A 12,827-nucleotide genomic window follows, 5' to 3' on the forward strand; every position below is an offset into this window, starting at 1 on the left:
CAGTAGAGATAATGATAATCAATATCAACGATAGGGGTCATACAAAAATGAAATTAATTACACGCTTTACGCAATTGGCACTAACTGTCGTACTCATTTCCTTCTTAGCCGCCTGTGGCAACTCGAACAACGATGCTAAACCAACCTCCTCGGCTGCTGTAGAAGAGCCGTCGAATACTGCTGAGACTGGCGCTTCACCTTCCGCTTCTGCAGAAGAAGAGGCTTTCCGTATATTGACAGACGCAGTGGGTCACGAGGTTAAAGTGCCTACTCACCCACAACGTGTTATTGCAGCATTTATGGAAGATCCACTTTCCGCAATGGGTATTAAACCCGTAGCCCAATGGGGAGTAGCTGGTGTGCCTCAGCAATATTTGCAAGATAAGCTGGGAGACATACCGGTTCTGGATATGAACGGTGGTTTGAAGCCTGAAGAAGTACTCTCGTATTCCCCGGACTTGATTATTTTCCTAGCGCCTACATATATACCTAATGACAGCTATGATCAATTCTCCAAAATTGCTCCAACATTCGTGTTATCTGATAATGCGATGGATTGGCGGGGAAATGTTCAGAAGCTTGGTGCTTTAATGAATCAAGAGGATGCGGCTAAGCAAGCGTTGGAGCAATACGATAAGAAGCTTGAAGAAGCGAAAAGCCAACTTGGTAGTCTCCCAGCTGAGAAGACAGCTATTCTTATACAAACGGGTGATGAGAAAACCTTTAAGCTGTTTGGTCCGAACTTTTACGGTGGTGAAACGCTCTACAATACACTGGGCTTCAAGCAGCCAGCTTTACTTAATGGTGATTATGAATCCTACTCGATGGAAATGCTTGAGCAGTTGAAGGAAGTCGACTATATTTTCGTCCTCTCTGGTAAAGGCCGAGGCAAGCCGCCAGTTGACAATCCTCTCTGGAAGGCACTACCAGCTGTGAAAGCGGGTAACGTATTCGAAGCCGACTCCGGTCATTGGTTTAACGCCAACGTGATTGCTAGCAAGCTCATGATAGATGATGTTCTGAAAAACGTTCATGAATAAAAAGCATACTTTAGACCTGCAGCCTATGGCTGCGGGTCGTCTTTGTTATCGGCTGCTGGATGTTCAGGTTCTAAGAGACACAACGAATACTCGACAATCCGAAAGAAACTTCATCGAGACGAAGTCTCATCTCCTAATTCTCTCGAATGCGCATGGCGGACGGCTGATTATTGATGGGCGATTGCATGTCTTACGTCCCGGATCGTTATTTGTATGCGTCCCCGGTCAACTCGTTGAACTAACGAATTACACGGGACACCCGCTTGAAATACTGCTGCTTTATTTTCAAACGTATGCTATGCCTTCTGATGAATTAACTATTCCATCGACTCCGTCATCTGATTCCTTTCCGTTTCCAAGCGAAGCGATAATCCCATCCGTAATGACAGTTGGTTATCTCTTCAGTACGATCAGCTCCCACTGGGGCAATGGTACTCCTTCGGCATGGCTTCGTTGTGAAGCTGGATTGCTAGAGCTACTGGGCTTGGCACTTCATTATCAGGAGCAGCAGACTGAGCTGGCACTTGAGGCTTCACGAATGGAGCTAGAGAGGCATTACAGAAGTGAGATTACAATAGATGCATTAGCCAAAATTGCAGGTCTGAGCCGATTCCACTTCATGCGTTTGTTCAAAGAGCGATACGGCAAAGGCGTCATGGAATATCGAACGGATTTACGGCTTAGGGATGCCAAGCAATTAATGAGCGAACCGGATTCCTCATCTCTCGGAGACATATTCTATCAAGTCGGATACAAGAACGAGAGCTATTTCAGCAGTCTGTTCAAGAAACAGACAGGGATTGCTCCAGCTATCTATCAACGAAATCAAAAACGTAAAATCGCCGCCTATAGCTGGGTTAACTTTGGGCAGATAGTTCCACTGCAGATCATTCCATTCGCGGCGGCGATGGACCATTACTGGACCGATCACTATCGTAACAAATACGAATATGAGGTCAAAGTGCCTCTGAGTCATCAATATGAGTTTAACCTGAACGCTTTGGAGCAGTCTAAGCCGGAAAGAATTATCGGTATCCATGAGTTTATTCCCATTGAAGAGCAGGACAAGCTAAGACAAATCGCTCCATCCTTGTTTCTGAGTTGGGAGGATGAATGGCGCAGTCACCTATTGAGCGTGGCCGAATTTCTATCGCAGGAGCAGGTTGCGAAGGAATGGCTTAAAGATTACGAAAGAAGAGTATCGGTCATTAAAGCTGATCTTCATCCGATTGTGGGTCGAGCAACGCTCCTCGTTCTCATCGTCGGTGGCAATCAGTTGACAATATGGGGACATCGAGCAGGGACGGTTTTGTACGATGATCTGGGGTTCGTAATGCCAGAGGGGCTTAGTGAGGTTAGATGGGCCAAGTCAATTGAACCAGACGAGCTAGCCGAATGGAATGCCGATAGAATATTAGTCTATGTGAATGACAATCCAGCCTCCCAAACGAGATGGAACAGCTTGAGACAGTCAGAGGGATGGAAGAAGCTTCGAGCCGTACAGAATAATAAAGTTCACTTGGCTTCCAATTGCAGCTGCTTCGAGGCTCCATGGAATGATTATTCAGCCGACGCTATCAGCCGCTTTTTGAACGAAATTCCACGGTTATTTAGTAGCTAGGGGGCAACTTGGAGCCTATTCCAAATCGCCCTCCAATTTTTCTTTGCAATGCGTTCTTCATAAATCTTTGTTCTTTCGGTCGTTTCTTCAAAAAATGGTGTGGGCCTTATAATGAAGTTTAAAACATCTTCTACTCCACAAGGAGCTACTAGGTGGACTTTGTTGTGTTCATCTATTGTGAGACCCAATGCTGTCGCTGTTTCCGGAAACTTTGAGATCGCATCTACGGAAGATGAATAAGGCGGTATGTTATTTGCTACGTGCATTCTTGCTTCATTTTTGACCGACCAAGGAATGTTAGGATTAATACTTCTAAGCTTCTGCTCCCATTTCTTTTCTACTTCTTCATTAACATTACCTTTATCAAAAAAGATCACATCTACATCAGGCAGTGGTGTTCTATTAGTAAACCCGTGAAGCACATCCCAAACTTTAGAACGTACAAAGCCTGCACAAACCCACCAGTCAGGCAGATTCAAGCCTTGTACTGTTTTTAGTATCTCCATCATCCAAATATCCTTTTTAACAAGCTGAATAATGTCTTCCTCTTTGTTTATTTTCATCATCTAAGGTTACTTACCCCCTTCCATAAAGTCGAACGTCCACTCTAATATAAAATAGATTACTTAAGCTGTAAAATTCGCTTTGCCTAAAGGCTGTTGAATATCCAAGACAAGGTGTAAGATTGAATCATATCAGCAGGAAGCTTCGACAACGTAAGGAAGAAGGAATTTATGTGCCTCGTCTACTCGTTACCGCCTTAATTGTTCTTAGTCTCATCTGGGGTGGCTCATTTTTCTTTATTAAACAGCTGCTTGAGGATTTTGGTCCGTGGACGATTGCTTTCCTCAGATCAAGCTTCGGTTTAGTTACAATTGTTATCATTATGCTCATTTTGCGCAAGCCATTTGAATTGAAGAGAATACCATGGATTCCAATGGCCGTTATGGCTTTAGTGAATACTGCAATTCCTTGGGCACTTATCGGGCTAAGCGAAACGAGATTGACCAGCGGAATGGCATCGATATTAAATGCGACTACACCGCTGTGGACAATTGTTGTCGGAACACTGTTTTTCAAAGCAGTTACGAACAGAATGCAATGGATTGGTATGGGAGTTGCTTTTGTCGGCTTGCTTGTTTTACTGGGTATTAACCCAGTTTCGATTATTTCAGTGGATCTATTTGGCTTTGTATGTATGATTACAGCAACGTTGTGTTATGCATTTGGCTCTCAGCTGTCCAGACGGTTTAAGGAATTATCGATGTATCAAATCACATTCGGCACGTTGTTGTGTGCGATGCTTGGTAGCGGTGGGATGGCCTTTTCTGTTGAACAAGTTTCATGGTCCCATCTTGCTTCGTCCAGCAATATGGCTATGATCATCGGCTTAGGTGTATTCGGCTCAGGTATTGCCTATATCCTCTTTTATTATATGGTGCAAAAAGGGAGCCCAGAGTTTGCTACAATGGTCACTTATCTTGTCCCAGCAAGTGCAATTATATGGGGTAGTACACTGCTGAATGAACAGATTCATTGGAATTTATTATTGGGACTGGTCTTCATTCTTGGGGGCGTGTTCCTTGCAAATCGCAAACGACGTTCTGTAGAAGGAGGTATAAAATGACTTTAGTAGCGATGAGTAAGCAGAATTTCGATTCATTAAATGATGAAAGACTTGGGTGGGCGTGCATGGAGCCAACCTTCCTGCAAATTCGTGGGAAAAATGAATCCGTGAAAACAGAGGTTATAACACAGCTAAGCAAGGGGCAACAAGCTTTATGCATGTTTAGGGTATTGCACGATCATGCGATAAATTCGGCGGGGGAGTATTATGCCTGGGTATGCTACCTGCTGGATAAATCGGGATATTGGTCGGGAGTAATGGGCAGCTTGAGCTTTTTTGAAGATACCTCGATGATACGTCTACTTGAGGAAACGAAAGAGACTTTAGAAATAAGAAACAGCGAGCTAGGTGTTCAATGGAGTGATGCTACTATCCCGGATTTGGATCATGACAATGAGCTCCGGCGTACTGTAAGTGTCTTATTTGGGCGTTTTTTGGAAAATGCTCGAGAAAGTCATACACGAATTAGCGTGTACATTCGGTCGAATCCGCAGGAATTTGTGAGCCTAGAAGGCTGAAAAAAGGGCTATCCCCTGGTCTTGGTAGACCTTAGGGATAGCCCAAGCTGCAAGATTAAGGAGATATAGTTACCTTTTCTTATCGTTTAAGGGACTTGAAAGTCAAGGCAGCTAATCCTGCGCCCACAAGCGGAGCGACAATAAACACCCATACTTGGGAGAGAGCGGTATCTCCAAGGAGTAGCGCCGGAGCTAAGCTCCTTGCCGGGTTTACAGAAGTGCCCGTTAAAGAAATACCTAGGATATGTACGAATGCGAGTGTAAGACCAATGATTAGACCTGCGACTCTACTATTACCCTCGTCCGAAGTGACACCTAGAATGGTAAAGACGAAAACAAAAGTAAGAATGACCTCTACGACCAGTGCCAATAAGAGTGAAATCCCAATCCCATAGCCCTCTCCATAGCCGTTGGCGCCTAGATTTGTTACGGCACTTCCCGTTGAATCAATGATGGCATACAGAATGCCTGCACCTGCAAGCGCACCAGCTAGCTGTGAAATCACATAAACGAAGAAATCCTTGCTTGAAAGCTTACGTTTGATCCAAAAAGCGAAGGAAACAGCTGGGTTGATGTGACAGCCCGAGATTGGCCCAATCACATAAGCCAAAGCGACAATGGACAAGCCGAAAGCAAAAGCAATTCCTAAATTTCCTAGATTTCCTCCAGCTGTTGCAGCACTTCCGCACCCGAACAGTACAAGCACAAACGTTCCAATAAACTCCGCAATTCCCTTTTTCCAAGAAGCTCCCATACACAACCTCCATATCTTCTCATCATTGAAGATAGTTCTTTGATGTTCCTCTATGGAAATTATATGCAAAGGATATGAATTATTTCTGAACAATAGGGAAATTTACAATTTAATATTTAGATATGATCGGCTGCTGGGCTAGTTTTAGTTCGTGTGCTAGCAAATAAACATAGAAGAATCAATAACAGATTACATCCCATGGTAATGATAAGACCGTTTTCCATCGACACTCCAGATGCTTGGCTAATGGCGATGATCGCTCCACCGACACCAATGATAACGCCAGGTGTAAATGAATCGGCAAACTGAAGGCTCGCGGACACCTCTCCGGATCCACCTTTTCCAATATTCGAGAAGGCAACTGCACCGCTAGTAGGGTGGGCAAGTCCCATTCCAATACCTGCAATGACCTGGCCAATGACCGCTATGGCAATATTGACAGCTGGAATCCAGAAAACAGTCGTAAATCCAACAACAAGCAGCAGTATGCCAATGACGATTCTTGCATTGCGGCCTCGACCATTATCTGCAGCATCCCATCGTGCTTGTAAAATGGCCACAACACTCCAGCTAATGGCTGCGCTAGCTACAATTAAACCGGCGGTATCAGCAGTCAGACCCTTGATATCCGTTAAGGCAAGGACGAGGAAGTTCTGGGTGCTAACATATCCGGCGAAAAATAATCCCCGTGTCGCCAACACAGAAGGTAAGCCTCTTCGAAGAGTCAAGGTTCCTGCTGGCAGTAGCTTGCGTAACGGCTGCACCATGAGTGCCACACCCACAATAACTAATATAATTCCTAGTGTTTCAGGTAACATCCCTAGGCCCCTCAAGAAAATCCCAGTACCTATGGCCAATAACACGGCTAGCCAAGTAGATGTCATTCCGCCGCTTGTTGCCTTAACAGCCGGGGATTGTATTTTCCGAAAAGCAGGTAAGCTAAGGAACGAGGAGATAAGTAAGATTGGCAGAACGCCCCAAAAAACATACCTCCACGAGAACTGTTGGGAGATAACGCCTGCCACATAAGGGCCAAGCATTGAAGGTAGAACATAGGCGGTACCGAAAGCACCTAGTATTTTAGTACGTAGCTCGTCGGGGTATTTTAACGAAATAGCCGTATATACGCACGTCATCATGGCCCCTGCTCCAAGTCCTTGTAGTGCGCGAGATGCTATTAGAAGGAACATGCTATTCGCAAGTGCTGCCAATACGAGTCCAATTACAAAGATAAGGAGTGCTATTGTAAAAGGTTGTGCGGGACCTTTGCGGTCAATTAGACGACCTACTACGAGTGTTCCAATAATTTGGGCTAGCAAATACGCGCTAAAAATCCATCCGTACAAGTGAATCCCGTTTAGGTCACTCGCGATAGCGGGAGCCACCGTTGTTATGGCTAAGCCTTCAAATCCAACGGCCATAACCGCTAATATAATGCCAAGTGATAATAGGAGATACGGTGGACTAAATATGCTTTGTTGTTTAGACATGATGTTGCCTCCAGCTTCTATATGTATTAAATCTAGGTGCGTTAAATCTATGTTCATTATTGTATCCGGATACTTTATAAACATAAATCTTTACTAAGTAAATGTACGTTTGCATTTTGACTTTGTCAACATTTTTCTTTACAATCTCCGTATACCTATATTTGATTTCGGGATGAGGTGGTATGGGGATGAAGGAAGAGAAGCAAACCAAACAGGAAGTTGCAGCCGTAAGAACGAGGCGTGCGATTATCAATTTATTGAAACAAGAAGGTGCTGCGGACGCCATCCAGCTCTCTAAGGAGCTTGGAGTTTCGGGGATGGCGGTAAGACAGCATTTATATCATTTAGAGGAACAACAATTGGTCACTTTTGTAGAAGAGCCGAGATCGATGGGCCGCCCTGCGAAAATGTGGAGGTTAACACCGAAGGCTAATCGGTTTTTTCCGGATGGGTATGCCGATCTTTCGATTCACTTAATCGAATCCATGAAGGAAGCGTTCGGAGATGCTGGGTTAGACCAATTGTTAGAAGTTCGTAACAAGAAATTGATTAAAGAGTATCTGGATAAGGCTCCTACGACCCTTCCGTTAAACGAACAGTTAGTCGCTCTTGCGGAGTCTCGTACGAATGAAGGCTACATGGCCGAAACAATTGAGAACCCCGATGGTTCCTTTAGCTTTATAGAGAGACACTGTCCCATCTGCTCAGTTGCGCAGGTGTGTGCAGGTATTTGCAGAAAAGAAAAGGAAATGCTGGAGCAGGTACTTGGTGATCAGGTAGAGGTAAAAAGAAGCGAGCATATTCTAAGCGGCGACTTCAGGTGTGTTTATTTGATTAAACCTAAGGCCACTAATGCTCACTAAGTATACAATGACCTTGGAAGCCTGATTTTATGAGGGGACCAACCGCCCACCAAGGCACATTTTGCGAAATAAGGCACTGAGGGCTACTAAGAACGGCGAAGCAAGGTACATTTTGCGGAATAACGCACTGAGGGCTACTAAGAACGGCGAACCAAGGTACTTTCCCCGGAATAAGGCACTGAGGGCTACTAAGAACGACGAATCAAGGCACATTTTCCGAAATAACGCACTGAGGGCTACTAAGAACGCCGGACCAAGGTGCTTTTTACGAAATAAGGCACTGAGGGCTACTAAGAACGACGGATCGAGGCACATTTTACGAAATAAGGCACTGAGGGCTACTAAGAACGCCGGACCAAGGTGCTTTTTACGAAATAAGGCACTGAGGGCTACTAAGAACGACGGATCGAGGCACATTTTACGAAATAAGGCACTGAGGGCTACTAAGAACGCCGGATCGAGGCACGTTTTATGAAATAAGGCACTGAGGGCTACTAAGCTGTACCTGGGTTGCATTCAACATAGTTATGCGATATATTGCATGTAAAATTAATATGTTAAGGATGATTGAAATGCCTGTACCTAAAAATTTTACCTCCCCGATTCGATTGTCTGCTAAAGAACGAGCGCTATCCCAAATCCAACGTTGGATCATTGAGGGAACTCTGCTACCGGGCGAAAAATTACTGGATGCCGAGCTTGCAGAATCTCTAGCTGTCAGTAGAACTCCAATAAGGGAGGCGCTTCAGCTGTTGGAGGTACAGGGACTGGTTTCGATGCATCCCGGAAAAGAAACAAGAGTGACGAGCATTGAAAAAGATGATGTTCTGAAAATGTACCCAACTCTCGCGGTGCTCCATGCCCTGGCAGCTGAATATGCAGCAGAACAGATTTTGCCGGAACAGATTGAGAAGCTGAAGCAGTTAAATGCAGAATTCTCTAGTGCCATAGAGAATGGTGAACCTTATCAGGCGATGGAGCTAGATGAGCAGTTCCATAATCTTATTGTGGAGGCGTCTGATAACGCGTATATTGCATCATTTAGTGCATCGTTGCAGATTCACATCAGAAGGTTTAAGTACGTCTTCTTGAAGCAGTCTATTACTGAAACGCTAGCATCAGTGGAAGAGCATGTTTTGATCATAGCAGCCTTGGAAAAACGCGATAAAAACGAATCCTCGGCTAGAATGAAACAAAATTTAATTAGGCCAATGAATGAGCTGTACGCTATGATATAAGAGCAATAAGCAATAAGCAATAAGCAATAAGTATAATAAAGCTCTAATAAAAAGAAGCCGGGGGTATCAAGCGATGAGTCGCCGATTATACATACTGGGATGTGTAACGATTCTACTGGTACTATCTATGACAGCTTGTTCTAGCGGCAATAACAATAAAAATAATAATAACAACAGCACTAACAACACCAGCACGCCCAGCAGCAGTCCCACCAGCACCCCCACCAGCAGTCCCGCCATTTCGCCGCCTCATAATGGGGAGCTATCGCTTGTACAAGAAACCGAGCACGGCTTATTTTACAGTCCTGATGCCACTGAAAAGGTTAGTGATATGATTCAGACTTTGGCGAATTCATTCGAAGCCAATTATCCGCGCATCGTTGGGCTTTTTAAATATGAGCCATCTGGCAAAACGGTTGTTCACGTGTATTCCAATAAAAATCAATTTCAGAAGATGATAGGTCGGAGTACGGAAGGGACATACGTCGCGGAGGAAAATATCATTAAAGTGTACACACCTTCAAGCTTCAGCAATCAAAAGAATGAAGATGAATACACTTTTCAAGTTATACATGAATTTATTCATGCAGTCATTCAACAGATTAACCCCGCTATTGGACAGGTGAAATTCTTAGATGAAGGCATCGCCTATTATGTCTCAAACCAGCTCGAGGCTGAACTACAGACCCGCACGAATTTCGCAGACATTCCCACTTTTGAGCAATTGAGTAGTCCTGAATATTTTGATAAATCCGGTCATGAGGCTTATTTTTTCAGTGGGACAATCGTGCGTTATATTAGTAATAAGTATGGGGTAGATGCACTGAATGAGCTTATCAAAAACCCTGAGCAAATCGAACAAATACTGAATATCTCGCTAAATCAATTGTATGAACAATGGAGTGAAGATTTGAGGAAGTAAGTTAAGAGCTTATTTAGTATGTTTGCGCCTATTGATCAGAAACGCTGCGCGCTATAGCCGCCACTGGGGTAGAAAGCTATCTTAAAAGTCTATCACCTTTGGTTTGGTAGCCGATGGCTGGTGAGGTGTATCAGAAGCTGGAACAACAGGCTCATTATGAAGATCTATAGGCCGGAACACCGGATGGTTTAGAATAGGGGGATGTTCTTCCGGACGTACACGTAAATTCTGAGCGGATTCCAGAACTCCTTCTTGTCCGGCTGACCGCTTGTCTAACAACTCCAGAAACTGCTGAATGAACTGCTCAGGAGAATAGTGGAAAGATTGCCCGAGCAGCATAAACCGAATGATTGAACCGTTTGACACTCCTACTGATAACAGCAATCCTTCCCCTTTCTTTCCTTGACCTACAAGTCCAAGACGATCGATGTCCATTAACGGAATTTCCGTACGTTCGCCCTCATTCGGATTTATCATGCGAATCGCTATCAAACGTTCGGGCGTTAATAGAAGTATTTTGGCTCCTCCGTTAGCAGTGGTCCAGCTCTGGAAATCTTGGTACAGGCCGATAACGGATTCACTTGGCTGGATAACGCCTATATCCTCTAACTCGAACAGCGATGCCTGATCTACTGGAGTATGATGACTAATTCGGCTTTTAAACATAAATTGAATTGTAGAAATAAGGACGAGAGCATACATAACGGAAGATATCTTAAACCCCTGTAACCCAATAATAACAAGAAAAATAACCACTTGACCGACAGTCAGTACATGGATTTTCCGACTTCGTGAAAGACGATAGAACCAGAAGCCTTTGCCCGGCCTGTAAGGTGGAATAGCATCTAATTGGCGATTTATTGCTGATAGGGCAGCAATGCAAGCGATTGTGATGCCTCCTGCTACAAGCGCCATACGCCAATCCCCCATTGATATGCCTACTAGGGTAAGGAGCGCGCAAAGGATTAAAGCCAACCAAATTATTACTTTTTTCTTCTCAATTTCTCTAGTGGACTGATCTATCATCTCCGACACCCCTTTAATTTCTAATCCTACTGGACCTCCGTTAGCTATGGGAGTACTCCAGAGTCGAGCTATATAAGCTGACTCGGTTGCGTCCGCTACGTTTGGACGTATATAATGCTTCATCTGCTTTTCGTAGCAATGTATCTAATGTATCATCGAGTCTGCCTGAGGCCTCAGCAACCCCGAAGCTGGCAGTTACGACAATAGCTCCTTTATCTGTTAGTAGGGGCTCATCTTCCATTGCAATTCGCAGGCGATCGGCAATTACTTTCCCTTCCTGAAGCGAAGTGTATGGAAGTGAGAGTACGAATTCCTCACCTCCATAGCGAGCAAATAGTGTTTCTTTGGAAAGCAGCTTTCGGCAGGTGTTGACGACATGAACGAGCACTCTGTCACCCGTTTCATGACCTAAGTGGTCATTAACACGCTTGAAAAGGTCGATATCGAACAGGACGACAGTGAACGGATGCTTCTCCATACGGGATGCTGCCAGCATTTCACGGCTGCGTTGAATAAATTGCGTCCTATTGAAAATATGGGTTAGTCCATCATAGAATGCTTGATGCTCAAGCTCGTTCTGCAGGCGCTTTAGCTCGGTTACATTAATGAGCATAAGCAGGCTACCAGCTTGTTCTCCGTTCCGATGACGTAGGGTGGAGGAGCGAACTTGATAGAATTGCTTGCTATTTGAAAGCCACGATAGCTCTTCCACACTTCCATCTGGTAGGTGATAAAAAGGGAACGGTTCACCTGTCACTTCTGTCCATACTTGATCCAGCGTTCTGCCAATCATTGATGGATTCAGGGAAGGAATCATCTGCCCGACGGACTGATTATAGTCAATGAGCCGTTTAGCCGGATCAAGAACGAGAACGCCTTCTCCCATGCTGTCGAAGATTGTTTCTTTAGCAATTGGAACGACAGTGAGCATCTTGGTGGATAGAATGGCCCATATGAATAATCCTGAGCTAAAGCACATGCCCATAGGCACAGGATCAATGCCTGTAGGTGTCACGCCAAGCAGGTACAGTAAGCCAGTGATCATAGGCATCAATTGTCCGCAAATCAGGGTAAACAGCTGAAGTCGGTAAGATTTGCGGGTTTGCTTCCAACGACTGAACAATAGAGAGACAGCGGCGAGCCAGCAACAGAAGGTATAGATGGAAAAAACGATATACCATTCCCCAGCTTCGATTTTTAGAGTGTGGCTATTCATGCCTTCTTGAAACGTAAACACTTTGTAGAAAAGATTGTGGTAATCATTGGTTGCAACCATTAACCATGTGATAAGTGGAACAACAAATAGGGCCACAGTAGCAGCCCGAGAAATCTTTATTTTGAGGTAGTTGAGAATAATCATTAACCCGAGGGGTACAGATAAGGGCATACCAATATACTCAATCAAGTTCCATAGCTTGACTTCCCATATTGTATCGCTAGCCAGCTCAAAGGCATAGCCAAAGCTGTAAATAGTTAATGCTAGTGTATACAGAATAAAGGATAGAGAACCCGGAATCTCATTTCTTCTGAGGAAAACGTATACGCTAAGAAACAAGTTGAAAATTCCTGTTAGGCTAACTAAGGTAATGTAAATCGTCAGTTGCGAATCCATAGATTCCTTGCTCCCTGCTTGTTGACTTGCTGATATATTATCATATGTGTTATGAGATTGAATATAGGTGCCGTTATCCCCCGCCCGATAACAATCAGCTCATTGCTTTCGGACAT

The 12,827-nt window shown here is 44.4% G+C and carries 12 protein-coding genes; 7 read left to right on the top strand and 5 right to left on the bottom strand.

All coding sequences use genetic code 11. From position 1 onward, the window contains the following. Window positions 1-47: 47 nt before the first annotated feature. Complete coding sequence (locus KCTCHS21_RS01745) at window positions 48-1,040, top strand: ABC transporter substrate-binding protein (RefSeq protein WP_157993915.1); 993 nt, start codon at window positions 48-50, stop codon at window positions 1,038-1,040. Beyond that, entirely contained in the window at window positions 1,033-2,661 is a 1,629-nt protein-coding gene (locus KCTCHS21_RS01750; protein ID WP_130604846.1) for an AraC family transcriptional regulator, read from the top strand. The genes KCTCHS21_RS01745 and KCTCHS21_RS01750 overlap by 8 nt, the downstream gene beginning before the upstream one ends. On the opposite strand, the gene KCTCHS21_RS01755 is transcribed toward KCTCHS21_RS01750, so the two are convergent. Further along, window positions 2,658-3,224 carry a nucleotidyltransferase family protein gene (locus KCTCHS21_RS01755; protein ID WP_179952679.1) on the bottom strand — a complete coding sequence of 189 codons (567 nt, stop codon included), beginning with the start codon at window positions 3,222-3,224 and terminating at the stop codon, window positions 2,658-2,660. The two genes, KCTCHS21_RS01750 and KCTCHS21_RS01755, sit on opposite strands and share 4 nt — an antisense overlap. Window positions 3,225-3,397: 173 nt before the next feature. Here KCTCHS21_RS01755 and KCTCHS21_RS01760 point away from each other — a divergent pair, with 173 nt between their 5' ends. Beyond that, window positions 3,398-4,288, top strand: coding sequence for a DMT family transporter (locus KCTCHS21_RS01760; protein WP_130616302.1), 891 nt, complete (start codon window positions 3,398-3,400; stop codon window positions 4,286-4,288). After that, window positions 4,285-4,806, top strand: a complete 522-nt coding sequence (locus KCTCHS21_RS01765; RefSeq protein ID WP_130604848.1) for a hypothetical protein — start codon at window positions 4,285-4,287, stop codon at window positions 4,804-4,806. The genes KCTCHS21_RS01760 and KCTCHS21_RS01765 overlap by 4 nt, the downstream gene beginning before the upstream one ends. Window positions 4,807-4,885: 79 nt before the next feature. On the opposite strand, the gene KCTCHS21_RS01770 is transcribed toward KCTCHS21_RS01765, so the two are convergent. Together KCTCHS21_RS01770 and KCTCHS21_RS01775 are read right to left on the bottom strand one after the other, a co-directional pair. Next, window positions 4,886-5,560, bottom strand: coding sequence for an MIP/aquaporin family protein (locus KCTCHS21_RS01770; protein WP_130604849.1), 675 nt, complete (start codon window positions 5,558-5,560; stop codon window positions 4,886-4,888). Window positions 5,561-5,676: 116 nt separating this feature from the next. Beyond that, window positions 5,677-7,050, bottom strand: coding sequence for an MFS transporter (locus KCTCHS21_RS01775; protein WP_331871689.1), 1,374 nt, complete (start codon window positions 7,048-7,050; stop codon window positions 5,677-5,679). Between the two features lie 188 nt (window positions 7,051-7,238). On the opposite strand from KCTCHS21_RS01775, the gene KCTCHS21_RS01780 reads away from it, so the two are divergent. From KCTCHS21_RS01780 to KCTCHS21_RS01790, 3 genes are all read left to right on the top strand, one after another. After that, on the top strand, window positions 7,239-7,913 hold the full coding sequence (locus KCTCHS21_RS01780) for a helix-turn-helix transcriptional regulator (RefSeq protein ID WP_130604850.1): 675 nt from the start codon (window positions 7,239-7,241) through the stop codon (window positions 7,911-7,913). A gap of 572 nt (window positions 7,914-8,485) precedes the next feature. Continuing rightward, a complete protein-coding gene (locus tag KCTCHS21_RS01785; protein ID WP_130604851.1) occupies window positions 8,486-9,151 on the top strand; it encodes a GntR family transcriptional regulator in 666 nt (221 codons plus the stop codon). Window positions 9,152-9,224: 73 nt separating this feature from the next. Next, complete coding sequence (locus KCTCHS21_RS01790; RefSeq protein ID WP_130604852.1) at window positions 9,225-10,073, top strand: gluzincin family metallopeptidase; 849 nt, start codon at window positions 9,225-9,227, stop codon at window positions 10,071-10,073. 81 nt (window positions 10,074-10,154) lie between these two features. On the opposite strand, the gene KCTCHS21_RS01795 is transcribed toward KCTCHS21_RS01790, so the two are convergent. Then, window positions 10,155-11,099: a hypothetical protein gene (locus tag KCTCHS21_RS01795; RefSeq protein ID WP_130604853.1), complete on the bottom strand. Its 945-nt coding sequence runs from the start codon at window positions 11,097-11,099 to the stop codon at window positions 10,155-10,157. Between the two features lie 40 nt (window positions 11,100-11,139). Then, window positions 11,140-12,711, bottom strand: coding sequence for a histidine kinase N-terminal 7TM domain-containing diguanylate cyclase (locus tag KCTCHS21_RS01800; RefSeq protein ID WP_130604854.1), 1,572 nt, complete (start codon window positions 12,709-12,711; stop codon window positions 11,140-11,142). Between the last annotated feature and the right edge of the window lie 116 nt (window positions 12,712-12,827).

The sequence above is a fragment of the Cohnella abietis genome, from assembly GCF_004295585.1.
Lineage (GTDB): Bacteria > Bacillota > Bacilli > Paenibacillales > Paenibacillaceae > Cohnella > Cohnella abietis.